Raw genomic sequence first — 25,158 nt, 5'->3', positions numbered from 1 at the left:
CTTGATCACCTCGAATAAAGGGAGGGGGACCCCCCTCCCGTTGTTTCAGAATTTTATGGGGATACCCAATTCTTCCATTTTTTTCAAGTATTCGTCGAGATTCTCTGGTGTCACAACGTCTACACCAGTGTCGATCACATAATCAACTTTTCCATCAACTTTGACCTTCGGAAGCATCATCAAAGTGTTCTGAACACCTATTTTGTTCATCAGGTAGAGTACTGTGACAGAAAGATATCCCATCATATATGGTCTCTGTCCCATAGTTGCTTGGATGACACCTTCTTTAACGTACTGAAGAATATCAGGTGTCGTGTCGAAACATACTATCTTTATCTTTCCTACCTTCCCGGCGTTTTTCACAACCAGAGCCTGACTAGGACCGTTATAGGCGTATACACCGAAGAATGCATCGAGATCTGGATGAGCGTTCAATGCTGATTCAGCTAGTGACACCGCTCTTGCACCATCCTCTTCATCGTTGAGAATATCAAGTATTTCAATTTCGGAATCCGCTATGGCGTCTTTGAACCCTTGTATCCTTTGCAGCGAGTTCATGGCAGTTAGTGATCCGGTTCCTATGACGACTTTTCCTTTTCCACCGAGGAGTTTTTTCATGATCAATCCTGCTGTGTAACCTGCTTGGTAATTATCTGTTCCAATATAAACGTATCTTCCGCTGTCTGGGGAATCTGTATCGAGTGTGACCACGGGGATTCCCAGTTCAAGGGCTTTCTTGATGGTGGGAATAACGGCGGTTGGATCAGACGGAGCAATGGCGATACCATCCACTCCTTCTGCTATGAAGGATTCCAGCATTTGAAGCTGCGCATTGATATCCTCCTTTTGAGGAACGAAGAACTTCGTTTCCACTCCCAATGCCTTTCCAGCTGCTTTTACACCTTGTTCAACCTGCGACCAGTATGGATGAACCGATTTTCCAATGACTCCGATGGTGATAGCAAGTGACAAACTGGTGATCAAAAGAATCGAAAGAACGAACAAGAGTTTCTTCATAGAAAAACACCCCCTTCACAAGATGTTTTATTCCAAGCATTCATACACTTTCACCGACTAGCAAGCCTCCTCCTCAAAATGTCAAGGGTCACAGCTACAACTATCACGATGCCTATAACAACGTTGTGCCAGTATGTGGAAACGTTGAGCAAAACGAGTGCATTCCAAAGTAAACTGATGATACTGGCACCTATGATGGCTCCTAAGACACTTCCTTCTCCCCCGGTCAGACTTGTTCCTCCAATAACGGTGGAAGCGATGGCATAAAGTTCGTACATGTTGCCAACACCCGGTTGTCCTTGGGAAAGGCGTGCTGCTATGATGATTCCGACAACACCTGCTAGGAAACCAGAGACCATGAAAGCAATCATTCTCACTCTATCCACGTTTACACCTGAGAATCTCGCAGCAACTTCGTTTCCACCTGAAGCTCTCAGATGCTTCCCATAGACTGTCTTCCTAAGAAAGAAGTCTGCGATGAGAGCCACCACCAAAAGAATCCAAACAGGGATAGGTATTTTAAGTACTTCACCCTGTCCGATCTTCAAGAACGAGGACGGGAGTCCTATAATAGGCCATCCTTTTGTTATCACGGCTGCCATGCCGCGTGCTATCGTCAATGTACCGAGTGTGATAATGAATGCGGGAACCTTGAGTTTGGTCACGAATAAACCATGCCAAGCTCCAACTCCTATAGAAAAGATCAGAATTAGGATCAAGGATATCCACACAGGAAAACCGTGGGTCATGAGCCAAGCAACCATAACACCTGTCAAAGCAACCATTGAACCCGGGGAGAGGTCGATGGCACCTCCCCCGGATACGATTACGAATGTTTCTCCTATTGCCAGCAATCCAAAAATGGCAATCTGTCTTCCTAACGCTTGAAGGTTGAAGGTTGTTAAGAATCGAGGGTTCAAAATAGCTGTGAACACAGCCAAACTAATCAAAGCAACGAGTGGTCCGAGCTCTCTGAAGCTTTTTCGGGTGAATTTGGTTGACAAATTATCCTCCCCCTCAATAGCATCTGTAGAGTATTTCCTCCATATCTTTCGCTGTCAGGTTTCCTGGTGTGACTACCACTACTCCATTCAAGACTCTGTATCCAGTTTCTGCGATCTTTGGAATATCTTCTTTTTTCACACCAAGTTCGCTGAGTTTTTTGTTGAGTCCGAACATTTCTTGGAAATCTCTGAGTTTTTTAATAGCCAATCTTCCAGCCTTTTTGTCGTTGGTTTCATATACTCCAAAAACTTCTCTACCGACGATGGCCAATCTCTCGTATGCGTGATCGAATATGTACTCGAAAAGATATGGTCCCGTTATACAGAGACCAAGACCGTGGGTGATCTCTGGATAAAATCCGCTCAATCCGTGTTCCAATGCATGATTTGCGATGACCCCTGTTAATGTTTCAGTGATCCCTGCCTCTGTACTAGCCCATGCTAAATTCGTTCTTGCTTCGATATCTTCTCCGTTTTCATACGCGATGGGGAGATACGTGACGATTCTTTTCATGGAATCCAATGCGAGCACATCAGAGTACGGGTTGGCATTTATATTTAAAAATGCTTCTATAGCGTGATAAAAAGCGTCCATTGAGGTGTAAGCAGTTTGGTCTTTGGGTAGTGTCTTCATCACCTCGGGATCTACGATCGATAGAACCGGAAAGGTGTTTCTATATCCAATTCCCACCTTTTCCTTTGTTTCTGGATTCGTGATCACTGCGAAAGGATCTGCTTCCGTTCCTGTTCCATGAGTGGTAGGAATGGCCACTACAGGAATGGACTTCTCTGGAATCTTTCCACCACCAACGGGTACGTAGTCCCAAAATTTTCCTTCGTTAGGAGCGGTAATAGAGATCGCTTTTGCGCTGTCTATGGGGCTTCCTCCACCGAGTCCAACGATGAAATCCACGCCTTCCTTTCTCACTATTTCCGCGGCCTCATCTACATGGTCTGAAATGGGATTTGGTATGATCTTATCGTACACTATACTCTCTACTCCTGCTTCTTTAAGAAGATTTTGGACCCTTTGAAGCAAACCGGTTTTCTTCGTACTAGTCCTTCCAGTGACAATGAGAGCTTTCTTTCCAAGGCTTTTAGCCTTTTCGGGCAGTTCGTTTAACGCCCCAATCTTGAACACGATTTCGGTTGGAAGATAGTAAGATACCTTGAACATGTTGCCACCTCCTTCATTTAACTTCTTCTATTATGTCCTCCACTGCGAGGACGGCTGCTCCCACAAGATTTGAGCTGATGTTTCTAAAAACAGTTGGTCTTATCTTCAACTTGCTCACAGCCGCTTTCAGTGCTCTTTGATGCACATAATCTTCTATTGTAGAAAAGAAACTCTCCCCGAGATCCGCTATTTCTCCCCCAAGAATCACAATCTCTGGATTGAGAATATTCACAAGATTGACAATCCCTACTGCGATGTTCTCTGCTAGCTTTGTCAAAATTCTTCTTGCGTCGTTTTTTTGTTTCAATGTACGGAACTTCTCTATGGCGTTCTTTCCCTGAAGTTCTTTTCCGTATTGACTGATCGCCCAGTTAATGGAGGAAACTAGTTCCCAACAGCCCCAATTCGAACAGTGACACTGTCTATCGGAATACATGTTCACCGTCATATGTCCCGCTTCACCAGCGGTGAAAGACGGGCCTCTGTGGATCTTCCCGTCTATCATGAGACCGGTACCAACTCCTTCTCTGACTATTATGAAAACTGCTTCCTTGATATCTCTCAAATCTTCTGAATGGTATTTCTCTGCAAGCATAGAAAGATTCGCTTCGTTGTCAGCTAGGACCGGAACATCGACGTCAAGGAAATCGCGTATGTCCACATTCTCCCACCCAAGATTCGGAGCGAGTAATATTCTACTTTCGTTCATATCCACCATACCGGGTACAGAGAGGGAGATCCTCGTGATCTTTTGAGACCGTGAGATTCTTTCATATATTTCTCTGATCGTTTTGAAGAAATCTTCCGGATTTCTCGGAGTATTGAACGTTCCTCTAGGTTCAACTTCACCATCGAAGAAACCTATTCCATAAGTGGTGATGTTTACACCCACATCAAAAACGAGGCTCAAAAAGGCTTCTTTTTTCAAATCTAGAAGAACTCTCCTTCTTCCGGGGGTGTTTTTTCCAATTGTCCCAGTTTCTTTTATGTACCCTTCGTCTATGAGTTCTTTGGTGAGTCTTGTCACACTACTCGGTGTGAGGCCTGTGATCTCTGATATGTCGGATCTAGAAATGGGGTGATTTTCGTGAATAACTTTTAAAATGCTTTTTTTATTCAATATCTTTATCCTTGGTGAGTTGTATTTCAGCGTCAATACCCCCTTTCTTGATTTTTGATATCGTTGAGTATCATATTAATTATATGCAGGAAGTAATTTAAAAATCAAGGCCAAAAATGCCTCATTTCAGACTCTTGTGAGTGTTTACAGAGAATTATACGCTTTTAATTGGAGAGATTTTAATTTTTCGGAGATTTCTTTTACACCCCTTGCGGTAACCCTTTCTTTTTCTTCGGATTGATACCAACCTTCAACAAATCCAAATTCTTCTGCCATTTCGAGAACTTCCTCGTATTCGGTTTGATGAACTCTTCTGTTTATCTCTGGAAATTTCTTTGCATCGAAATGTGGAAGATATTGACTCATTAGAGAGAGAGGAATACGAGTGGAGAGCGTTGAGAGGAAGGAAAAAAATTCCCTGTAATCGACCACTTTGCCTGGAAGAATAAGAATTCTCACAATCAGACCTTTCATCTTTTCTTCGTTGAAAGCACCTACTTGTCTGAACATCTCAATCACAGCTTTCTGTGCAATTGTCCAATAATTTGGTGTTTTTGAGTATTTTTGTGAAGAAAAATCATTCGAATATCTCAAATCAGCTAGATAGATATCTACGATGGAATCCAACAATTTGAGAGTTTCGGGATTTTCATATCCACTCGTGTTGTAAACGATCGGTATCTTCAAACCTTTCGAAAGTGAAATCCTCAATGCAGAAATTATGAACGGTAATTGTGGTGTTGGTGTTACAAGATTTAAAGTCTGTGCTCCGTGCTCTTGAAGGATGAGAAATATGTCAGCCAGATCCTCAACATCGATTTCTGTTCCTACGCCCATCTGACTGAATCCCATGTTTTGACAGTAGACACATTTCATGTTGCAGCCGCTGAAGAAGATCGTACCTGCTCCACCTTTGCCAGAAATAGGAGGTTCTTCCCCAAAGTGCAAAACTGCGTTTGAGATTTTTGGCCTATCTCCCAAACCACAAAATCCCGTTTTTTCATATCTATTTATGCCACACATTCTAGGACAAAGTGTACACTTTTTAAGATTCTCCCATAGAGTTTCTTCAATTTTCTCTATTTTTTTCAGTTTCTCCTGGCACATATTCGATTCTTGCCCCCAGATTTTCAAATTTTTCCACTACGTTCTCGTATCCTCTGAATATATGTTCCACGTTACTTATCTCCGTTGAACCTTCGGCGATTATACCCGCTATGAGAAGCGCGGCGGTTGCTCTAAGATCGGTCCCTTCGACGGGAGCACCGCTCAGTTTTTTTACTCCTCTTACTATCGCAACATTTCCAGAAACTTCTATATCTGCCCCCATTCTTTTGAGTTCGTCAACATGAAGAAATCTTGTTTTGAAAACGTTCTCCGTGATAACGGATACCCCATTAGCAATGGAGAGAAGAACCATCATCTGTGGTTGAAGATCTGTTGGAAAACCAGGATAGGGGTTCGTTGTAATATCGACAGATTTTGGCCTTTTTTCCATGGAGATTTCTATGGTATCCTTATAGATTCTCAAATCTGCACCTATCTGTTCCAATTTTCCAAGAGGGTTTGCAAGATGAGATGGGATCACGTTTTTAACAGCACCCATCCCTCCACTTGCAGCGATTGCTATCAGATATGTGCCTGCTTCTATGCGATCCGGGATGATCCTATATCGAACACTGTTCATCTTTTTAACACCTTCGACTTCTATGCGACTCGTTCCCGCTCCTTTAACGTTACCACCCATAGCGTTCAAAAAATTTTGTAGATCGACGATTTCTGGCTCCATAGCAGCGTTCTCTATAATGGTGTGGGTACCTTCCAAAAGCGAGGCAGTTGTCATCAGGTGCTCTGTTGCTCCAACACTGGGGAAAGGAAGTGTAATCGTAGCATGCTCTACTCTCTTCTCGAAGGTTGCCTCCACAAAACCATGTTCCACTTTTATGGAGAAACCCAGCTTTTTCAACCCTTCTAGATGAAAATCTACAGGTCTTACACCTATTGAACACCCTCCTGGGAGAGCAACTCTCGCCTTTCCAGCTCTGGCAGCTATTGGCCCTAGAACGTTGAAAGAAGCCCTCATTTTCCTGACCAATTCGTAAGGCACTTCACAAGATATGTCCTTCGCTCTACTCACTATGAGGGTGTTCTTATCAAAAATCACGTTGAAACCAATCGAAAGCAAGATGTCTTTCATTACGAAGACATCCTGAAGCCTGGGTACGTTCTCGAGAACCACTTCTTCATCGCACAAAATCGATGCCGCCATTATAGGTAAGGCGGCATTTTTGGCTCCAGATATTTTTACTTCACCTTCGAGAACAGTATCTCCTTGTACCACGAATTTTCCCAATTAGGACACCGCCTTCTCCAGGTCTGAAAGAATTTTATCCAAATCCATAAAATCTTCTGGATAAGATTTGTAAACGACTTTGTAATCAATCCCAGAAATATTCTTGAGAAAGTTTTCGATTCTCTCTTTTATTTTCGGTGCCAAGGTTTTTGAGGCATCAACTACAAACAGAGCAAAAGTATCATCGGAGTATCTTCCCACACTGTCAAGGGGGACCCTCACACACTCTTTCAGAACCTTTCCTACTCTCATCAAAATTCTTTCTTTTTCTTCTTCAGGGAGTTTCACTTTTACAAAGAAGATCGTGTAAGGTGTGTTTTCTTCAAAAGACCTTTGATGCTGGTAAGAAAGGAGTTTCAAGAAATGATCTTTCGAATATACTCTTGTCAAAGGATCTATCATTTTCTTCGTTCCAAGTTTTTCGAAAAAATCGTCGAAAACTTGAAATTGTTTTTTCAATACATCGTTGTACTCTTCTATGAGATTTTCAAGTTCTTGCTGTCTCTGTTGGCACCTCTTGAGTTTTTCTTCGAGTTCGTTGATTTTTCTAATAAGTTCTTCGCGATCATCCATGTTCAACACCCCCACGTAGTTTCTCGAAAATATTATAATACGCTTAGAAGATATTCTACCACACGAACTCAAACGAGGTGATAAAGTGGTGATCGGATATGACGAAGTAGAAGCTTTTTTAACTTGCCCGCGGAAATTCTATTTCACCAGGAAAGACGGAGCGGTTTATTCCACAATTTCCGAAAATTTCTTGAAGTTGGGTTTTTCGGTGGAAAATCCCGTTGTCGTGTGTGAGATTGAAGGAGCGAAATTAATTTCAACGCCCGATCTGGTCGTAAAAGAAGGTGAAGGATGGAAAATAATTTTGAGGAAAAAGGCTAAGAGATTTAAAGAAAAATATGCTTTGGAAGCCACATTTCACGCTTTGGTTTTTACGAGATCTGGTTTGGAAATATCAGGAATAGAAGTGGTGAGCGATAACTTTTCGCGAAGGATGGAAAACTGGAAAAACCTGATACCAGTCGTAGAAGATATCCTAGCGGCCATGATAAATATGAAAGATGACCCGGAACCAAGGGTGGGTAAACACTGCAGATATTGTGATTTTTTGGAAGAGTGTGAAAAGACATTGTTAGATAAGAAAAGTCTTATGCTTGTGAATGGAATAGGGAAAGAGACCTACAGAACGTTTTATGAAATAGGGATAGAGACTTTGGACGATCTGGCAAACGCCGATTCAAGGATATTGGAAAAGTTTTTCGGGAAAGAAAAAAGTAGAAGATTCATAATAGCGGCCAGAGCTTTCCTCGAAAATCGAGTTATAATGATAACTCCTCCAAGAGTACTCCCTGAGGGAATCGTTGTTGATATAGAATACCACCCATCTGAAGAGAGAGATTTTCTTTATGGGTTCCTTGTAGATGATGAATACAAGTATTTCCTGCTAGAAGAGGGGAAATATGCACTAGTCTATTTTTTGAACTCTCTAGAAGATGGAGCAACTTTCTATCATTATCATGGTCCAGAGAAGAAAAAGATACTATCAATCATTGGAAAAAACAGAAAGTTCAACTTCATTGACGTATTTTCCATTTTAAGACAACATTTCGTCTTTCCTGTTATGTCTTACTCCCTGAAAAGAATCGCCAAGTATCTGGGTTACAAATGGCGAACTTCGTTGAATGGTTATGAAATCTTATCACTCTATGAAAAATGGAAAAGAACAAGAAACGAAGAACTTCTTCAACAAATGCTTCTTTACAACGAAGATGATGTAAGAGCAACGAAAAAGGTATTAGATTTTTTAAAAGCTCATTCTTCTTTTTCGTAAGGAATACCATCGGCAGCAGGAGGTCTTGTCCTTCCAATAAGACCGGCAACCACTACGAGCGTGACGACGAACGGGAACAGATTGAACAGAGGTTTAACGGTTGCTGATACATTGAGCAAGGGACTGCTTTGAAGCTGGTTAGCGAGCGCCTCCGACATGCCAAAAAGTAAGCACGCCCACATGGCACCTACGGGGTTCCAGTTACCGAGAATCATTGCAGCAAGAGCGATGAAACCTCTACCGCCTGTCATGAGTTCTCGAAAGTTCCCCACTTCTCCTATAGAAAGGAAGGCACCACCCATCGATGCCAAAGCACCGCTCATGAGCACCCCGAAATACCTTATCTTGAAAACGTTAACCCCAAGAGTATCCGCTGCTTCCGGGTTTTCACCAACGGCCCTCATTCTCAAACCGAGCGGAGTCTTGTAAATTAGAAACCAAGCAAAAAGCACCATTGCGAACGCTAGAATAACGATGGGACTGATTGTTCCAATTGCTTCTCCTAGGAACGGTACTTTAGACAATCCAGGAATTGTAACCTCGTTTATCCTTCCAACGTAAGGTGTTTGACCTGGTTGCCCAAATATCGGTTCCATAAGAAATCCTGTCAAACCCTGTGCTATGAGGATTAGAGCGGTAGCACTCACTATTTGATTTCCTCTCCATTTGATACTGGCCCACGCATGAAACCAAGAAAACCCTATCCCAATGGGAATGGAAAGCAGAAAACCGAGCCAAACGCTGCCAGTGTAGTAGGTAATCACAACCGAAGAAAATGCACCGAGGAGCATTATACCTTCCAATGCAATATTCACAACTCCTGTTATTTCACTGAACACACCTCCAAGAGAGGCAAAAAGAAGAGGAGTCGAAGCTGTGAGAGTGAGTTTGTAGAAGAGAGGATTCGTGAATATATTCCACAGAACCTCGAATATTTTCATTTTCTCACCTTCTTGGCTTTCAGAAGGGTTTTAACGATTCTATCAGCAGCTACGAGGAATATCACTATACCTTGGATGATAGTGACGATGTGTTTGGGAACGCCTACAAACTGCATGTTACTGGAACCCGTTCGCAAGGAGGCAATGAGGAAGGAAGCAAAGATGATCCCGATTGGATGATTTTGCCCGATGAGAGCGATGGATATACCGTCGAATCCTTTGCCTCCAGATAGCGTTCCTAGAAATCTATGATGCAATCCCATGACTTCCAAAGCTCCAGCAAGACCTGCTAGTGCTCCACTGATAGCCATACACATGACTATGTTTTTAGAGATGTTTATTCCACCGTATTCCGCGGCGTATGGATTGAAACCTGTTGCTTTAACTTCATACCCCGTTTTTGTTTTTTCAAGAATAATGTACATAACAATAGCGGCGATGATCGATATAGCTATTCCCGATGTCATCTCGAGAGCACCGACTGTAACAATAGGTGGAAGCTTCGCAGATGGAGCGATTTCTGGACTTTTCGGGGTACCAGAACCGACAGCCAACGGGCCGGTTATGAGATAAGAAGAAATGTAGGTAGCGATCCAGTTCAGCATGATCGTTGTTACCACTTCATGAGCACCGGTTTTTGCCTTCAAATATCCCGATATTGCGGCCCACAGGGCTCCTCCGATCATACCAGCAAGCATAGTAACGGGAATGGCAAGAGTAGGAGGAATCCCTCTCATGTTTATTCCTACGACCGTTGCGAAGATGGCACCAATAATCATTTGACCTTCTGCTCCTATGTTGAAAAGGCCTGCTCTGAAACCGAAACCGACCGAGAGACCTGTTAATATGAGCGGTGTCGTCTTTATAATTGTATCTGCGAGTGCTTGCAGATTGCCAAAAGCTCCTTCGATCATTGCTTTGTAAGCTATGAAAGGATTTTGACCTATCGCTATGATTACAACAGCGGCAACAAGAAGAGCGATGATTACAGAGAAAAATGGTACAAGAAAGGCCCAAACCCTGCTACTCATTTTCTGATCTCCTCCAGTCTATGTCCAGCCATCATCAATCCCACTTCCTCTCTGGTGGTTTCCTCAGGCCTCACTTCTCCCATTATTTCACCTTCGTACATCACGAGAATACGATCACTCAAAGAGAAGATCTCGTCTAATTCCATGGAAACAAGTAGAATCCCTACATCTCTATCTCTCATTGACACGAGAGTTCTGTGTATGAACTCTATAGCTCCCACGTCAAGGCCTCGAGTTGGTTGCGCTACAACAAGAAATTCCGGAGAAAAACTCATTTCGCGGGCGACTATTATCTTTTGCTGATTTCCACCCGAGAAATTTCCAGCTAGAAGCTCTATATTTCTAGGCCTTATATCGAAACGTTCAAAAAGTTGCTTTGAGAAAGTTTTTATCTCTCTCATATTAAGGAAGCCATTTCTTACAAAGGGTTCCACCATGTGTCTCCCGAGGATCATGTTAAAATAGGCTGGGAAGTCCACTATCAGACCTCTTTTCAATCTATCTTCTGGTACGTGGTAAATTCCAATGTCTCTCAGCCTTTTGGGGTCGTAACCAGTGATATTTTCTCCTTTGAAAATTACTCTACCTTCCTCTACTTTTCTCAAACCTGTTATAGCTTCCACCAGTTCGGATTGCCCGTTTCCTGCCACTCCGGCTATTCCTACTATTTCTCCTTTCCTAACCGCAAAGGAAACACCTCTCACTGCATTTAACCCTCTGTTGTCTTTAACCCAGAGGTTCTCAACTTCAAGAAGAACTTCACCGGGTTCTTTCGGTTTTTTCTCGACGGTTAAGACAACATCTCTTCCCACCATCAGTCTTGCAATCTCTTGCGGTGTTGTTTGGGAAGTTATGAGATTTCCTGTTACCTTTCCCTGTCTCATAACGGTAATCCTATCCGAAATCGCCATGACTTCGTTCAATTTATGTGAAATGAATATGATGGTTTTCCCACTCTTCTTGAGTCTCCTCAAAACGTCGAAGAGTTCTTCCGTTTCTTGCGGGGTTAAAACAGCGGTGGGCTCGTCGAGAATAAGGATCTCTGCTCCTCTGTAAAGTGTCTTTATAATCTCCACCCTTTGTTGGAGTCCAACTGGCATATCTTCGATTTTCATGTCGACGTCAATTATCAAACCGTACTCCTCGGAAAGCTTTTTGACTTTCTCTCTTGCTTCTTTTCTGTTCAGTACGATACCCTTCTTCGGTTCCATACCGATGATAACGTTCTCAAAAGCAGTTAGATTATCAACTAACATAAAATGCTGGTGAACCATACCTATTCCATGCTTTATTGCATCTCTTGGGCCAGAAAATTCAACTTTTTTACCGTTTATATATATTTCTCCTTCATCGGGTTTCAGCAATCCATAAAGCTGTTTCATGAGAGTAGTCTTACCGGCACCGTTTTCACCGACTATAGCATGAATTTCCCCCTTTTCTACGAAGAGATCGACGTGATCGTTCGCAAGAACACCAGGAAATCTCTTGACTATCCCCTTCATTACGACTGCGTACTCCACCGAATCACCCCTGGGAAAAGAGGGGGCATGCCCCCTCAAAATGGAAATTCAATCTCTGGTACTTCGAACGCATCGAGTTCTTCTTGTGTTTCAGGAACCTTCAAAGTCCCGTCTTTCATGAGCTTTTCGAGATACAAAAGTTCCGCTATTACTCTGTTCGGAACGATTCCTTTTGTGTACTTCATAGGACTTATTCCCACAGCATCTTCAGCTATTCCGAGTACCTTGTGGCCACCCTCGAACGTTCCTTCATATGCCCAAACGACACCGTAGTAAGCGGCAACGTCGACTCTCTTCATCGCACTAGCAAGGACAGCACCAGGCGCCATATAATCTTGATCCATATCCACTCCTATAGCGAAAAAGCTTTTTCTGTTCGTGGTGTAATAGTCTATCAAATCAACGAGATTGTCAGATCCAACAAGTGCAGCGAACTTTTCCCTAGCGGCTTCTATAACTCCATTTCCACAGGCGCCAGAAGCGTGGAATACGATATCGGCACCCTCCGCAAACTGCGACATAGCAAGATCTTTACCCTTTTTCGGATCTTCGAAGTCTTGGGTGTAACCTCTCAATATCTTCACGTTCTTTTTATGAAGAACGGAGTAGGTTTTTATTCCTGCCTCATAACCATATCTGAATCTCTCCACAGGAGGAATGGGAATACCACCAACGAAACCCACCGTTCCGGTCTGGGTCATAGCAGCGGCCACATATCCGACCAAGAAAGCCGCTTCTTGTTCTTTGAACGTGAAGGTTAATACGTTTGGAAGAATCTGCCCTTCTTCTGGGGAGATGTCTATTCCCACAAAATACGTGTCCGGATATTGCTTTGCCACTTTGAAAAGAGCATCTGTCATCATGAAACCTACCGCAAAAACTAAATCTGCTTCTTCGGCGGCTTTGCTGAGATTTGGTATATAGTCGGATTGCTCGTATGATTGGATAACTTTTGCTTCAATCCCAAGTTCATTTGCAGCTCGTTTTATTCCTGCCCAAGTTCCATCGTTAAAAGACTTGTCCCCCAAACCACCAACGTCCGTCACCATGACAACTTTGAAACCGAACAACGCAATTGCAGAAATCAACAAAAGAATCATCAAGAATCTTCTCATAGTTTCACCCTCCTTTTCTTGAAGATTTTATAAAGGAAGATCAAAGAAAGAGCGATCAAAAATGTTTCCATGTGGAAAGTATGGAAAGCAGAAGTCTCAGTGATCATTGGGAAAATTCCGCTTTCCACAAACACTTCCAGCTGTTTCCATCGTGCGATTGTAGAAACAGTTGCAAAAAGAACGGCAACGATTGGGAAAACTGCGTATCTTCCTCCTATAAGGATGGAAAAGTATAGCAGGAAGAACCAAAAAATTTCCTTCAAACCGGACAGGGTTTGATATGGTTTCAAAGAAGGATACTTTTTCTCTTCTGAGGGTGTTAGTGATACATCCGTGATCAAAGGATATTTTTTTAGAGTTTCCATTATCTCGGCTTCGAAATCCTCCGCAAATTTTTCGGAAGTGTAGGAAAAAATCCTTTGAGATAAGTGATCCAACTCTTTGAGGGCACTTTTGTATCGCTTAGACCTTGATTTTTCTTGAGAAAGATAGTCTCTCAACATGTTTGCCACATCGTCTGCCAATTTCAGGCGTTCCTCGAAGTTCGAAGTTGAGAAAAATTGAGAGCGTTCATTTATTTGGATGAAAATGCCCTTCGAAGTCAATTCAAGAGACTTGAGTGCCTCATTTTCCAACAATTTCTCGGGGAAAAGTCCTAAGTACTCCACGATCTGTTTTGTATGTTCTTTGCTTGCAAGAGAAATGGAAGACATTTCCCTCAATACCGATTTTATTCGTGAAGAATCGTCCTCAAAAACATCGCTTTTGAGCTGATCATAATAAGGGGATTCTTCAAATTTTGAATCTATTCCCAACTCTTTTACGGAAATGTAAGATGGCACGAAAAAAGATATCAGAAACGTTAATGTGAGAAGAGTGTATAGATATCTTCTTTCTCTTAGAAGTTGGAGGTTTATGAATATGAAAGCAAAAGTCAAAAAGATAGCGAAAATCATATTACCAATGGTGTTCAAATGAGATGTGTTTGACAACCAAATGAAGATAATTTCGGAAGCCAAAATCAGTTGCAAAACTGCCTTGTATTTTCTTCTAAAAAGTAGTAACACGATACCGTACATGAGATATCTGAACCACAGAAAATTTCGCTTCTTGGGTGAAGCGGTTTCAAAAGAGTCGGCTACCTCGTTTTGAATTGCTGAAATTCTGTCCTCCACATCTCTCCAGAGGAGGCTGGCCTGCCTGTTTATGTTACGCCTGTATTCAGCCTGATTCCTCGAGTTCAAAACGGTTTTTATGGATTCTAGTAAATTGGCTTCTAGATTTCTAGGTAGGAGCCTCAAGACATCGGGTGAGATCTCTCTGTTCACATTGAAAACAAAGCCCATGTTTCTAACTTCCAGACTGAATTCAACAGGAGGTGGTGTGTCTATCCCGCCGGTGTAATATGCCAGAATCCATCGAAAGAGATTGAGCACGTTGGACCTAACATAAGATTTGTACTCAGCGAAGAAAGAATTGAACGAAGGGGAGTTTTTCAAGGAGCTCTTAGAAGGATTGATTCCGGACATTTCAGATTGGATGTAAGCAAGGAAAAGAGCGTTGGCAAGTTTCTTTTCCCAACTTTTTTCTTCCCAATCCTTATAAAGAACGAAGAGGTAATCACCCGTTGTTTTTGCAAACTCTGTCTTCTCTACACTACCTACAAGGAGCTTCCGGAAAAACCTGTACTTTTGAAGTTGCGGAAGATTGTCTAGAACGTATCCTACAAATGGATCTTGGTAGGATTCACTTTCGTACTCTTTCAACATTTCTTCGTAATGTGACATAACTTTTTCTACATCGAGCGCAAAAATGAATAAAGGTATCACCACTATAGCTAAAAGAAGAGTCCTCTTCATCATCTCACTCCCCATTCGGGATTATACTATAAAAAAGGGGTGATCAATATGAGGCAGATTCCAAAAGAAATAATAGAAGAGGTAGAAAGATTGCGTGAGGAAATTGAGTATCACAATTACAGGTATTACGTGTTGAACGACCCTGTCATAACTGACGAGGAATATGATAAGTTAATGCGAAGACTCGTGGAACTGGAGAAGATGTATCCGGAGCTAGTCACCCCCGATTCACCAACACAAAGAGTTGGTGGAAAAGTTTTGGAAGGTTTCAAAACGGTAAAACACACCGTTCCTATGTTGAGTTTGGACAACACTTACGATGAAGAGGAAATCATGGATTTTGATCGACGTGTTAAGAAAACTCTTCAAGAGTCCGAGGTGGAGTACGTTGCTGAATTGAAAATCGATGGGGTTTCGATTGCTCTCAGATACGAAGATGGACGTTTTGTTTTGGGTGCAACACGAGGGGACGGAGTAGAAGGTGAGGATGTTTCTGAGAATGTAAAAACGGTTCGAAGCATTCCACTTCGTTTGAGGAAACCCGTTACCATCGAAGTGAGAGGAGAAATATACATGCCTGTGGATGAGTTCAAAAGAATAAACGATGAAAGAGAAGAAGAGGGACTTCCTCCCTTTGCCAATCCAAGAAATGCGGCCGCTGGTACCTTACGTCAATTAGATACCTCTCTTGTTGCCTCAAGAAGGTTGGATTCTTTCATTTACTACGTTGTCCATCCTGAAGAGTACGGTCTCAAAACGCAATGGGAAGCGCTCCAGTTTCTAAAAGAAATAGGATTCAAGGTGAACCCACATTCGAAGTTGTGTAAGAATGTTCAGGAAGTAATCGCGTATTGGAAGGAATGGAAGGAGAGAAAGCGCGAACTTGACTATTGGGTTGATGGAATTGTGGTGAAAGTGAATCGATTCGATTTTCAGAGAATTCTTGGAGAAACTTCCAAAGCACCCAGATGGGCGATTGCTTTCAAATTTCCTGCTGAACAGGCACGAACGAGAGTTCTGGATGTCACTATCCAAGTGGGGCGAACCGGAGTTCTCACACCGGTGGCGGAATTGGAGCCAGTCCAATTGGCTGGAACGATGGTAAAAAGAGCTTCTCTCCACAATTTTGAATACATAAAGGAAAAGGATATAAGAATAGGGGATTACGTGTTCATAGAAAAAGCCGGGGGAATCATCCCACAAATCGTCAAACCTATTCCTGAATTGAGAACGGGAAATGAAAAAGAAATAAAACCACCCGAAAAATGCCCAGTGTGTGGTGGAAAAGTTGGAAAGTTGAATCCAGATGAGGTTGCACTCAGGTGTTTGAATCCTCACTGTCCTGCCAAGTTGAAAAGAGCTTTGAGAACGTTTGTGTCTCGAGAAGCCCTCGATATTGAAGGGCTCGGAGAGAAACTCATAGACAAGTTGGTCGATGCTGGTTTGGTGAAAGACATCGCGGACATCTTCTATCTCACGCCTTTTGATCTTGCTCAATTGGGACCTGGAATTGGCCAGAGAACTATAGCCAAACTTCTTCAAGAGATAGAAGAAGCAAAAAGAAGACCCCTCCATAAACTCATAACGGGACTCGGTATACCTATGGTGGGGCAGAAAACAGCAAAAATATTGGCAGAGCGTTTCAGATCATTGGAAGCAATTGCTAATGCATCTTACGAGGTGTTGGTAGATATTCCCGGTGTTGGCCCGGAGATAGCAAAAAGCATAGTTGAATACTTTAGAAACCCGAAAACAAAAGAGATCATAGAGAAATTGAAAAGAGCGGGTGTAAAGCTTGAAGAAAGGATTGTAAAGTACGATGTATTGAAAGGCTTGACCTTTGCTGTCACAGGTACTCTCAAAAACTTCACAAGGGAAGAAATAATTGAGTTTCTCGAAAAATTGGGAGCCAAGGTTGTGAATTCGGTGAGCAGAAACACTGACTATCTTATAGTTGGGGAGAATCCCGGTTCCAAGTACGAGAAAGCGAAAACTCTGAAGGTTAAGATGATGAGCGAGGAGGAATTTTTGGAATTCGTAAAAAAGAGAGCTGGGATGAAAGGGTATGATTTTGAGGAGATAATGAGGAGTTGGAAAGAATGGAGTTGATATTCGAGGGAAGGCCTTCAAAAAGTTTTTGTTTTTCGATGGTCTTCAACATTGGATGGCGACACGAACCTCAGAACATGAGAGGTTCGGTCTTGGAAATGTTGGAGAAGTTATCGGAAAGTGTAAGAGAGGAGATACCCAGCTACTTCGAAGTGTCGAGATCTGTTGACGCGGAATTTTCTGAAATCAGGGTCTGGGGAACCTCTGACGAGGCGGATTTTCTTCTCAAAGTGATTCAGATGGTCTTTAGTTTTCCACACTCCGTCTTTCTAGAGCTCGGTGGAGGTCCTTTGTTTACAGTGGCAGTCGGTGCGATAAGGTCGGAAATTTTGAGAGAAATCGAAAAGATGAAAGCACCAACACCTTCTAAGGTACCAAAACTTCACATCAAACCAAGAAATTTTTTGAAGGTTTTTGAGTTGACTAGACTCGAGGAATTTTTTCTTTACCATTTCTTGAAAGACTCAAATCAAGAAGTCTATCTGGAATTGTCCCCTTTCGGTGACAGAATTCATTACGGTAAATTTTTTCGCCTTCCTCTCTTTTCAGAGGTATCAGGCTACAAGAATAAGTTCAAAGCGATAATTGCTAAGAAGATCGAAACGACCGAAGGTGCGGTTGATTTTCTCGTGAAATTGAACATATTCAAACGATCAAAGGTCCTGATAAAAGACACTTTCGAAGATCTTGAGAATATAAACCTTTTGAGAAGACTCGATGTAATTGAAAAAATGTTCAGGAGGTTTCGAGGATGAACTTGGAGAAAGCAGAGTTTGTGGATCGTGTAAAGATTTTTGTGAAAGCTGGAGATGGAGGTAATGGATGTGTGAGTTTTAGAAGAGAAAAATATGTTCCCAAGGGAGGCCCTGACGGTGGAGACGGCGGAGATGGTGGCTTTGTGTTTCTCAGGGCCAATCCATCCATTTCTACACTGATAGAGTTTGTGAACCGTAGGAAATTTGTAGCGGAAAACGGAAAGCATGGAATGGGAAAGAAGATGAAGGGAAGAAATGGTAAGGACCTCTACATTGATGTTCCGGTTGGGACCATAGTAAAAGATGCAAACACCGGGAAAGTGATAGCCGATTTGGATAGACCAGGAAAGATCGTTTGCGTGGCTCGTGGTGGGAGGGGAGGTAGAGGAAACGCTCACTTTGCAACACCTACTAGGCAAGCGCCTTTCATCGCAGAAAGGGGTGAGAAAGGAGAAGCCCGATGGTTGGAACTCGAACTTAAGGTACTCGCCGATGTAGGACTTGTAGGATATCCAAACGTGGGAAAGTCTTCTCTGATAGCACGGATTAGTAGTGCCAGACCAAAGATAGCCAACTATCCTTTTACAACGCTCGTTCCCAATCTCGGAGTGGTTAAATACGATGATTTCAGTTTTGTTGTTGCCGATATACCTGGTCTCATCGAAGGAGCGAGTGAAGGGAAGGGGCTTGGGAATGTTTTTCTTAGGCATGTAGAGAGATGTGTTGTTATTGTTCACGTGATCGACATAAGTGGTTTTGAGAGGGAAGATCCTGTTAGAGATTACTTTGTCATAAGAAAGGAGATGGAGAAGTATTCGCCATTCTTAGTTGGAAAAACAGAGATAGTTGTAGCGAACAAGATAGATCTTGTGGACAAGCGTGATCTTGTTCGCAAAATAGAAATTCTGTCGAATAAAATCGGAAAGGAAGTGATACCAATTTCTGTTGCAACAGGAGAAGGTATCGATCTGTTCCTTGCAAGGTTAACAGACATAGTTAAGAGGGAAAAAGTCGGAAGGTCTGCAAGCGAAAAAGATGGATCTGAGGTTAAAACAGTGAAGCCTGCACCTGTTTGGAGAGCGCTCCCGGGAAGGTTCAACATAGAGATTACAAAGGTAGATGAAGGATACTGGGTGATTGACGGTGAAGGAGTTAGGGTATGGGTTGAAAGGTTCGACTTGAACCAAAGGGACGCGCGTCTTCAGTTTCTTCAGGTTCTCGAGAAAAACGGTTTGAGTGAGAAATTGAAAAAGATTGGAGTGAAGGAAGGTGATGTTGTCAAAATAGGAAACTTTGAATTCGAATACAAGGAGTAAGATTGGGGTATGAAGAAGATCGGCATATTCGGTGGATCGTTTGATCCTCTCCATGTTGGACATGTTTTTGTTGTTGTGTATTCGTTGGAGATCTTAAAATTGGATAACCTTATAATCGTACCCGCTTACAACCCTCCTCATAAGAAACCACAGGCACCTTTTGAAAAACGGTACGAGTGGTTGAATAGAGTTTTCAGCGGCATGAAGAGAATAGAGATAAGCGATTACGAAAAGAAAAGAGGAGAGGTTTCTTATTCAATATTCACCATTGAGCATTTTTCGAATCTTTACAGAACAAAACCTCTTTTCATAGTTGGTGAAGATGCTCTATCTTATTTTGAAAAATGGTACAGGTATCAAGATATTCTTGAGAAAGCCACGCTCGTTGTTTATCCGCGTTATTGTGGGAAACCATTTCACGAACGTGCAAAAAGGATACTCGGAGACTTAAGCAGAATAGTTTTTCTCGATATGCCCATCATACAGGTTTCTTCTACTGAGATTCGTAAAAGAGCTACCGAGGGAAAAACGTTGAAGGGCTTTGTTCCGGAAGAAATAAGAAAAGAGGTGGAGACTTTCTATGGTCAAGATAGGTCTTGCACCGATGGCGGGTTACACCGATAGGGCTTTTCGAACAGTATGTTCTAAGTGGGGAGCGGACTTCGTTTTCTCTGAAATGGTGAGTACAAAAGGATTTCTAATGGGATCTTTAAAAACGGTTGATCTACTTCCTTTTCCTGAAGAGGGAAACGTGGCTGTTCAAATATTTGGAAATGAGACTGAAGAACTTTCAAAGGCTGCTGAAATTCTTTCTGAAAGGTATTCTTGGATAGATCTGAACGCTGGTTGCCCTGTGAAAAAGGTAGTGAGAAAAGGGGCAGGTGGAGGTCTTTTAAGAGATTTGGCGAAATTTAGAGAAATAGTGAGGGCGGTTAGAAAGAGTGTGAAGTGCAAGTTTTCGGTCAAGACTCGTCTTGGTTGGAACAAAAACGATGTAGTCGAGATATATCGAATTCTTGTTGAGGAAGGAGTGGACGAGGTTTTCATACATGCTAGAACAGTTGTTCAGGGTTTTTCTGGAAAAGCGAACTGGAAAAGTCTATCTGTCCTCGACAAGAAAATTCCAACATTTGTAAGTGGTGATATTTTCACTCCAGAAAATGCGAAGGAAGCTTTGGAAGAAAGTGGATGTCAAGGAATTTTAGTTGCAAGAGGAGCTATTGGAAGACCGTGGATATTTAAACAAATAAGAGATTTTTTGCAGCATGGTACATATTCAGAACCTTCTTTAAAAGATATCTTGGCGACTTTGAATGAACATATTGATCTCCTGATAAAGGAAAAGGGAGAAAGGGGTGCGGCCAAGGAGATAAGAAAGTTCTTGGCGGGATATACGAAGGGTTTAGAAGGAGCTCGGAGATTCAGAGATGAGGCAATGAAGATCGAAGATATTTGTAATCTGAAGCAAGCAATTTACAAGTTTTTCGTCAGAAAGGCAGAAAAGATCTCTTTTTAATACTTGAATAAAAGTGTTATAATTCTAACACAAGGAGGTGTGAGAATGTTTTCAGCGAAAGAATTACTCAGCGTAGCCATCAGAGTGGAAAAAGAAGGGGAAGAGTTCTACAGAAAATTATCAGATCGTTTCAAGGACAAGCCTGATATAAAAGAATTTTTCTCTTACATGTCCCGTCAAGAATCAGAACATGCCCGAACGTTTGAAAAAATAGGAGAGGAATTGAAAGTAAGTGAGGAAACTTATTTAGATCTCAGCGATGCAGAAGAGTATTTGAAATCTTTCGTCGAAGGAAGATTTTTTCCGGACACAGAAACGATGGAAAAATACCTGAAAGAAAAGTCGGTCGAAGAGGCTATCGATTTTTCTATATCCGTGGAAAAAGAAACCATAATCTTCTATTATGAGATTCTAGAGCTTTTGAAAAACGAGAAAGCAAAATCTCTAGTAAAGGGTATAATAGAGCAAGAAAAGCAACACGTTGTGAAATTGCTCAGAGTAAAGGGGATGATTGCTTAGGATGCCTTTCTACAAGTATGTAGCCGTGGAGGGGAGTGGGAGAAAGATAAGGGGGGTTATAGAAGCCGAGAATAAAGTGAAAGCGATTTCCGTACTCGCTGAGAGAGGTTTGATGGTCGTTCGCGTCGAAGAACAGAAAAATTTCAAAAGAAGATCCCCTTTTTTTCAGGTTTCTATCAACGAGATCGCCACTTTTTGTCGTCAACTCTCCATAATGATTTCGGCCGGCATTAGAATAAAGGAAGCTTTAAATATATTGGCACGTCAGGAAGTTTTTTCAAGACGCTTCAGAAAGATCATTACGGAAATCCTGGTCAATGTGGAAACGGGCGATACTCTTGCCGATGCTTTCCGGAAAACAGGTGCTTTCGATAATGTGTTGATAAGCATGTTGGAAGCAGGTGAAGAAGGTGGTGTTCTTGATAGAACTTTGAGGAAGGCGGCTGAATTTTACGAAAGTGTGAAAAGGCTTCAGGATGAAGTGAAATCTGCCATGGCTTATCCTCTTTTTGTTCTCTTTTTCGCTGTCGTTATAGTTCTCGTGATCAGTTTTTACATACTTCCCAGCCTCGTTCGAGCCTTTGGAACTTCTATTCCCCTGTCTCCAACAATTCAAGCACTTTTAAAGGCAAACAAATTTCTCAGCAAAAATTGGCCTTGGTTTTCTGTCCTCGTTGTTGGTGTTGTGGTAATCCTTTTCATCATCATGAGATCTAGGTATGGAGTTTATATAAAAGAGTACTTATCTTTCTTGTTTCCACCAGTCCGAAATCTCAGGCGAAACATGGGGCTCGAACGGTTTGCGAGAACTTTGGGTATTCTCATAAGCAGTGGGGTTAGGATAACGGATGCAATAAAAATGGCGGCTCACGCTTCCGATTCTCCTTCAATTGTACGCAAGAGTGATGAAATGGTGCAGAAGATTTCAGAAGGGAAAACACTGAGAGATACTTTTGCGGAGAGTGGTGTGTTTCCGCAGTTGATATATGAGATGATAGGTACTGGAGAGGAAACAGGAAAAGTTGATGAAGTAATGGAAAGAGTTGCAGACTTTTACGAAGATATCGTGCGGAACAGTGTGAAACGTTTGGTGTCTTTAGTCGAACCCCTTTTGATAGCTGGAGTGGGGGGCTTTGTAGCATTCTTAGCGTATTCCATATATACCACCGTATTCCAACTTCAAAGGAGCATCGGTGGATGAATGTGGTTGAAGTACTCATCGTTCTCGCGATCTCTTTCTTAATAATAGCCTTTTTCGTGCCAATTCTTTGGATTAAAACTGAAACGTTAGTTCAACCGATTCTTTTCAAGATAAAGACAATACAAATGATAGAGCGCACTTCTAAAAACGGCCTTTTAATGATAGAAAATAATGGAAAGATTGTTTTTTACGACCCCAGAAAAAACAGGAGTATAGAGTACTCTTTTCCCTTTGAAATCTACCCTGAAGGACCTGTTGCGGGTAAAAACATCACTTTCAAAAACGGTTTTGTATCCATTTCTGGTACTGTGTATGGTGGGGGCTGGAGAGTAACTATCGAGCCCGTGACAGGACGAATGAGGATATACAGGAGGAGATAGTTTGCAGTTATTTTATAACGATATTTTGGCGTTGAACATGTGTACCCATTTTTTGGAAATTACTCGTGCTAGGATGAGGGGTTCTAAGTTGAGTCTTTTAAAACGTTCATCGAAGTTGGTCGAAATGTTCGATGAAAACGAAGGTACAAAAGTAATTGCTGAGCTGATGAATGGTGTTGAACAGGACCTCGAAGACATTGTCGTAGCGAACATGCCAATGGAGAATGTTTTGATAATGAAAATAAAGGTTCCTCCAACATTGAGAAAACAAGATGTCAAAGAATATGCCGCTGTGGAAATATCCAGAAATCTTGGGATAGTTCCCGAGAAACTTTTGGTAGCGCCTCTCGATATCTATGAAGGGGAAGGATTGTTTTTTGTTTCAAAAGTGGATCAAGTGAAATCTTTCGTTGATAATCTGATGAAAAGTGGTTTTCCTGAGACAGACATTTTGATACCAGACGTTGCCAAATATTTGGAAATCTTCGAATTTTATTTCAAGAAACGCTTGAAAGGTATTTCGATGTTGATTGTGATTTCTTTTTTCAACGATTATTATTCAACGGTGATTCTACAAAATGATCGCTATCGAAGCTGTAGAATGATGTTTTCTGTTTTTTGGGATTTCATGGATATTATCACAGAAAACACAGGAATTCAGCCTAAAGAAATTGTGGAAGGGATGGTGGAAATTTCCTTAGATTTTCTGCAACCTTATTTTGGGGATTTCTTGTTAGAGCTGGATAGGGAAGTAAAAGCTTCTCTGGATGAACTTTCCTTAGAAAAAGCTGATCAGTTTTTCTACATTGTCGATCCTCCCATTCTTTCACAGGCTTTTTCGCAGACGCTCAAAAAGTTCGAAGGAGTCACATTGAAGGAAGGTCCTGTGCTTTCTATAAAACCCAGGATGTCTCTGGGAGGATTGGGCCTTTTGCTAAGGGGAGGGAGAGAAATTGGAAAAGTTAAACATATATCCGTATAAAAAACGTAAGATAAAGGTGACCACTTTCGTTGTCCTCCTCGTTGTAATGCTTTTACCACCCATTTCTTTCAACATCTATTTCAGGTATGTTAAGGAACAGATGATAGAGAGTTTAGAAAACGAATACTCCGATATTCTAAGGGCTTATTCGGTGGATCTCTCTATCGATTCTTTTCGGAATTTAGAAGAGGTATCTCGTATTGAAAATACGTTGGTGAGCCAAATCAAGGAGCTCGACAGCAAGACGAACAGTTTAAATGCTTATCTTGGAAAAAGAAAAACTTGGGAGGATTTTTCAAGGGTACTCCTCAACATTTTCCAAGAGAAGAAACGAACGTTAAGCTATTTGAGTTTCTCCAAGGAAGGAGCTGTGGTGGAATTCTACGAAGTTTCTAAAGAATCACAAACCAGTCTTTTTCCTGAACTTCCAGAGAAAGCAAAATTCGAACTTGAATTTGAGGAGAAGTTACCTGAAGGCTACTTTTTGAGAAAATACAAGATTGAATACGAGGTGGCGGGAAAATGAAAGGAATCAACAGAAGATTTGCCATTTGGTTCTCCATTTTAACACTTTTTGCGTTGGTGTTTGGTCTTGTGATACCGGACTTTGTGATATTCATCTCTAACACAAAGAAAGTAGAGAAAAAGCTTCAAAATCTCGCCCCTGCCTACCGTATTTTTCGTATGAAACAGAAAGAGTACGAAGATATATTGAATGCGATAAAGAGTACGCCGGATTTTGATTTCACGTTGGAAAAAAGAGAATTCACTACAGAAGAAGTCGAGCACCTTTTGAGGCAACTTATTGAAACACGGAAAGTAGCAGTGAAACAGCTGATGATAGACGCCAAAAGGATAATTCCTGTTGATTTTTTGGGATTACGAATATCTCAACCGAAGGTGAAAGTTTCAGTTGAAATAGAAGAGGTGAAAGAATGAATCGAAGAACTGTTGTTCTACTAATTGTTATGGGAACAGTTTGGTTCGTCGCCATTTTCTACCTTCTCAAAGGAAACACGGAGACAATCTCTTTACAAGAAAGTGAGGTCAATTTCATATCTCTTGTGAACAAAATACGTGTAGATCCTGAGTTAAAGAAGTTCGCTCTTGAAAATCCTATCAAATCTCCTCTGAGTGTTTTCAATCCGGCTAGACTCAACTTTGGAAAAGAAGCGGCCGATGTTCTGATAATGACCCTTCCAACCCTGAATTACAGATTTTTAGGGTTCATAAGAACGAACAACGGGATAAAAGTGTTCATCACGGATGGAAAAAAACAGTTTGAAGTTTCAGGAGATAATCCTGTTTTTGACAATTATGTGGTCAGCTATGTTTCTAGTTTAGGAGTGTTGGTGTTGGATGTAAAAAATGGGAGATTTTTCTCAATAAGGTGATGAAAA

General features: G+C 41.7%; 25 protein-coding genes. 13 read left to right on the top strand and 12 right to left on the bottom strand.

Translation table 11 applies throughout. The features are described 5' to 3' along the window. Positions 1-45: 45 nt before the first annotated feature. The 7 genes from AS005_RS07485 to AS005_RS07455 form a co-directional block, all read right to left on the bottom strand. A complete protein-coding gene (locus AS005_RS07485; protein WP_101511091.1) occupies positions 46-1,017 on the bottom strand; it encodes a sugar-binding protein in 972 nt (323 codons plus the stop codon). 50 nt (positions 1,018-1,067) lie between these two features. Continuing rightward, on the bottom strand, positions 1,068-2,021 hold the full coding sequence (locus tag AS005_RS07480; protein ID WP_101511090.1) for an ABC transporter permease: 954 nt from the start codon (positions 2,019-2,021) through the stop codon (positions 1,068-1,070). Positions 2,022-2,034: 13 nt separating this feature from the next. Further along, the gene (locus AS005_RS07475) at positions 2,035-3,198 is read right to left on the bottom strand and encodes an iron-containing alcohol dehydrogenase (protein WP_101511089.1); all 1,164 of its coding nucleotides are present in this window, start codon (positions 3,196-3,198) and stop codon (positions 2,035-2,037) included. A gap of 13 nt (positions 3,199-3,211) precedes the next feature. Beyond that, positions 3,212-4,348: an ROK family transcriptional regulator gene (locus tag AS005_RS07470; protein ID WP_101511167.1), complete on the bottom strand. Its 1,137-nt coding sequence runs from the start codon at positions 4,346-4,348 to the stop codon at positions 3,212-3,214. Positions 4,349-4,462: 114 nt separating this feature from the next. After that, positions 4,463-5,425 carry a radical SAM protein gene (locus AS005_RS07465; RefSeq protein WP_101511088.1) on the bottom strand — a complete coding sequence of 321 codons (963 nt, stop codon included), beginning with the start codon at positions 5,423-5,425 and terminating at the stop codon, positions 4,463-4,465. Next, complete coding sequence (gene murA / locus AS005_RS07460; RefSeq protein ID WP_101511087.1) at positions 5,388-6,671, bottom strand: UDP-N-acetylglucosamine 1-carboxyvinyltransferase; 1,284 nt, start codon at positions 6,669-6,671, stop codon at positions 5,388-5,390. Before murA ends, AS005_RS07465 begins: the two co-directional genes overlap by 38 nt. Next, positions 6,672-7,244: a diguanylate cyclase domain-containing protein gene (locus tag AS005_RS07455; RefSeq protein ID WP_101511086.1), complete on the bottom strand. Its 573-nt coding sequence runs from the start codon at positions 7,242-7,244 to the stop codon at positions 6,672-6,674. It abuts the gene before it with no gap. Positions 7,245-7,329: 85 nt separating this feature from the next. Between AS005_RS07455 and AS005_RS07450 the strand changes: the two genes are divergently transcribed. Continuing rightward, positions 7,330-8,514 (top strand): TM0106 family RecB-like putative nuclease, encoded by a 1,185-nt coding sequence (locus AS005_RS07450; RefSeq protein ID WP_101511085.1) that lies wholly within the window; start codon positions 7,330-7,332, stop codon positions 8,512-8,514. Here the strand turns inward: AS005_RS07450 and AS005_RS07445 are convergent. Genes AS005_RS07445 through AS005_RS07425 form a run of 5 tightly spaced genes read right to left on the bottom strand, consistent with a single transcriptional unit; the run spans position 8,496 to position 14,980 of the window. Beyond that, on the bottom strand, positions 8,496-9,455 hold the full coding sequence (locus AS005_RS07445) for an ABC transporter permease (protein ID WP_101511084.1): 960 nt from the start codon (positions 9,453-9,455) through the stop codon (positions 8,496-8,498). The genes AS005_RS07450 and AS005_RS07445 overlap by 19 nt on opposite strands. Further along, positions 9,452-10,486 (bottom strand): ABC transporter permease, encoded by a 1,035-nt coding sequence (locus AS005_RS07440; RefSeq protein ID WP_101511083.1) that lies wholly within the window; start codon positions 10,484-10,486, stop codon positions 9,452-9,454. Before AS005_RS07440 ends, AS005_RS07445 begins: the two co-directional genes overlap by 4 nt. Next, positions 10,483-12,006: an ABC transporter ATP-binding protein gene (locus AS005_RS07435; RefSeq protein ID WP_101511082.1), complete on the bottom strand. Its 1,524-nt coding sequence runs from the start codon at positions 12,004-12,006 to the stop codon at positions 10,483-10,485. Before AS005_RS07435 ends, AS005_RS07440 begins: the two co-directional genes overlap by 4 nt. A gap of 35 nt (positions 12,007-12,041) precedes the next feature. Beyond that, positions 12,042-13,121, bottom strand: coding sequence for a BMP family protein (locus AS005_RS07430; protein ID WP_101511081.1), 1,080 nt, complete (start codon positions 13,119-13,121; stop codon positions 12,042-12,044). Further along, positions 13,118-14,980 carry a hypothetical protein gene (locus AS005_RS07425; protein ID WP_101511080.1) on the bottom strand — a complete coding sequence of 621 codons (1,863 nt, stop codon included), beginning with the start codon at positions 14,978-14,980 and terminating at the stop codon, positions 13,118-13,120. The genes AS005_RS07430 and AS005_RS07425 overlap by 4 nt, the downstream gene beginning before the upstream one ends. Before the next feature lie 42 nt (positions 14,981-15,022). Here AS005_RS07425 and ligA point away from each other — a divergent pair, with 42 nt between their 5' ends. The 12 genes from ligA to AS005_RS07365 are packed head-to-tail and all read left to right on the top strand — an operon-like array spanning position 15,023 to position 25,152. Further along, complete coding sequence (gene ligA / locus AS005_RS07420) at positions 15,023-17,089, top strand: NAD-dependent DNA ligase LigA (protein WP_101511166.1); 2,067 nt, start codon at positions 15,023-15,025, stop codon at positions 17,087-17,089. Next, positions 17,080-17,844 (top strand): hypothetical protein, encoded by a 765-nt coding sequence (locus AS005_RS07415; RefSeq protein WP_199203886.1) that lies wholly within the window; start codon positions 17,080-17,082, stop codon positions 17,842-17,844. The genes ligA and AS005_RS07415 overlap by 10 nt, the downstream gene beginning before the upstream one ends. Beyond that, entirely contained in the window at positions 17,841-19,160 is a 1,320-nt protein-coding gene (obgE, locus tag AS005_RS07410) for a GTPase ObgE (protein ID WP_101511078.1), read from the top strand. Before AS005_RS07415 ends, obgE begins: the two co-directional genes overlap by 4 nt. Before the next feature lie 9 nt (positions 19,161-19,169). Then, complete coding sequence (gene nadD / locus AS005_RS07405; protein ID WP_101511077.1) at positions 19,170-19,784, top strand: nicotinate (nicotinamide) nucleotide adenylyltransferase; 615 nt, start codon at positions 19,170-19,172, stop codon at positions 19,782-19,784. Then, positions 19,741-20,676 carry a tRNA-dihydrouridine synthase gene (locus AS005_RS07400; protein ID WP_101511076.1) on the top strand — a complete coding sequence of 312 codons (936 nt, stop codon included), beginning with the start codon at positions 19,741-19,743 and terminating at the stop codon, positions 20,674-20,676. The genes nadD and AS005_RS07400 overlap by 44 nt, the downstream gene beginning before the upstream one ends. 45 nt (positions 20,677-20,721) lie before the next feature. Further along, positions 20,722-21,195 carry a ferritin family protein gene (locus AS005_RS07395; protein WP_199203885.1) on the top strand — a complete coding sequence of 158 codons (474 nt, stop codon included), beginning with the start codon at positions 20,722-20,724 and terminating at the stop codon, positions 21,193-21,195. A gap of 1 nt (position 21,196) precedes the next feature. After that, positions 21,197-22,396 carry a type II secretion system F family protein gene (locus AS005_RS07390; RefSeq protein WP_101511074.1) on the top strand — a complete coding sequence of 400 codons (1,200 nt, stop codon included), beginning with the start codon at positions 21,197-21,199 and terminating at the stop codon, positions 22,394-22,396. Further along, positions 22,393-22,776 (top strand): hypothetical protein, encoded by a 384-nt coding sequence (locus AS005_RS07385; protein ID WP_101511073.1) that lies wholly within the window; start codon positions 22,393-22,395, stop codon positions 22,774-22,776. The genes AS005_RS07390 and AS005_RS07385 overlap by 4 nt, the downstream gene beginning before the upstream one ends. 1 nt (position 22,777) lies before the next feature. Next, positions 22,778-23,758: a hypothetical protein gene (locus AS005_RS07380; RefSeq protein WP_101511072.1), complete on the top strand. Its 981-nt coding sequence runs from the start codon at positions 22,778-22,780 to the stop codon at positions 23,756-23,758. Next, a complete protein-coding gene (locus AS005_RS07375; RefSeq protein WP_101511071.1) occupies positions 23,730-24,284 on the top strand; it encodes a hypothetical protein in 555 nt (184 codons plus the stop codon). Before AS005_RS07380 ends, AS005_RS07375 begins: the two co-directional genes overlap by 29 nt. Continuing rightward, complete coding sequence (locus AS005_RS07370; RefSeq protein ID WP_101511070.1) at positions 24,281-24,697, top strand: hypothetical protein; 417 nt, start codon at positions 24,281-24,283, stop codon at positions 24,695-24,697. The genes AS005_RS07375 and AS005_RS07370 overlap by 4 nt, the downstream gene beginning before the upstream one ends. Then, positions 24,694-25,152 carry a hypothetical protein gene (locus AS005_RS07365; RefSeq protein ID WP_101511069.1) on the top strand — a complete coding sequence of 153 codons (459 nt, stop codon included), beginning with the start codon at positions 24,694-24,696 and terminating at the stop codon, positions 25,150-25,152. Before AS005_RS07370 ends, AS005_RS07365 begins: the two co-directional genes overlap by 4 nt. Positions 25,153-25,158 lie beyond the last annotated feature (6 nt).

This window comes from Thermotoga sp. KOL6, from assembly GCF_002866025.1.
Lineage (GTDB): Bacteria > Thermotogota > Thermotogae > Thermotogales > Thermotogaceae > Thermotoga.
This window is presented reverse-complemented; position numbering and strand designations above follow the sequence as displayed.

What these genes read in the sequence shown, in the direction of transcription:
- AS005_RS07445 (WP_101511084.1), bottom strand. Translation starts at nt 9,455, where the DNA reads ATGAAAATATTCGAGGTTCTGTGGAATATATTCACGAATCCTCTCTTC.
- AS005_RS07400 (WP_101511076.1), top strand. Translation starts at nt 19,741, where the DNA reads ATGGTCAAGATAGGTCTTGCACCGATGGCGGGTTACACCGATAGGGCT.
- AS005_RS07390 (WP_101511074.1), top strand. Translation starts at nt 21,197, where the DNA reads ATGCCTTTCTACAAGTATGTAGCCGTGGAGGGGAGTGGGAGAAAGATA.
- AS005_RS07425 (WP_101511080.1), bottom strand. Translation starts at nt 14,980, where the DNA reads ATGAAGAGGACTCTTCTTTTAGCTATAGTGGTGATACCTTTATTCATT.
- AS005_RS07385 (WP_101511073.1), top strand. Translation starts at nt 22,393, where the DNA reads ATGAATGTGGTTGAAGTACTCATCGTTCTCGCGATCTCTTTCTTAATA.
- AS005_RS07430 (WP_101511081.1), bottom strand. Translation starts at nt 13,121, where the DNA reads ATGAGAAGATTCTTGATGATTCTTTTGTTGATTTCTGCAATTGCGTTG.
- AS005_RS07485 (WP_101511091.1), bottom strand. Translation starts at nt 1,017, where the DNA reads ATGAAGAAACTCTTGTTCGTTCTTTCGATTCTTTTGATCACCAGTTTG.
- AS005_RS07365 (WP_101511069.1), top strand. Translation starts at nt 24,694, where the DNA reads ATGAATCGAAGAACTGTTGTTCTACTAATTGTTATGGGAACAGTTTGG.
- AS005_RS07440 (WP_101511083.1), bottom strand. Translation starts at nt 10,486, where the DNA reads ATGAGTAGCAGGGTTTGGGCCTTTCTTGTACCATTTTTCTCTGTAATC.
- AS005_RS07395 (WP_199203885.1), top strand. Translation starts at nt 20,722, where the DNA reads ATGTTTTCAGCGAAAGAATTACTCAGCGTAGCCATCAGAGTGGAAAAA.
- AS005_RS07455 (WP_101511086.1), bottom strand. Translation starts at nt 7,244, where the DNA reads ATGGATGATCGCGAAGAACTTATTAGAAAAATCAACGAACTCGAAGAA.
- obgE (WP_101511078.1), top strand. Translation starts at nt 17,841, where the DNA reads ATGAACTTGGAGAAAGCAGAGTTTGTGGATCGTGTAAAGATTTTTGTG.
- AS005_RS07465 (WP_101511088.1), bottom strand. Translation starts at nt 5,425, where the DNA reads ATGTGCCAGGAGAAACTGAAAAAAATAGAGAAAATTGAAGAAACTCTA.
- AS005_RS07475 (WP_101511089.1), bottom strand. Translation starts at nt 3,198, where the DNA reads ATGTTCAAGGTATCTTACTATCTTCCAACCGAAATCGTGTTCAAGATT.
- nadD (WP_101511077.1), top strand. Translation starts at nt 19,170, where the DNA reads ATGAAGAAGATCGGCATATTCGGTGGATCGTTTGATCCTCTCCATGTT.
- AS005_RS07370 (WP_101511070.1), top strand. Translation starts at nt 24,281, where the DNA reads ATGAAAGGAATCAACAGAAGATTTGCCATTTGGTTCTCCATTTTAACA.
- AS005_RS07415 (WP_199203886.1), top strand. Translation starts at nt 17,080, where the DNA reads ATGGAGTTGATATTCGAGGGAAGGCCTTCAAAAAGTTTTTGTTTTTCG.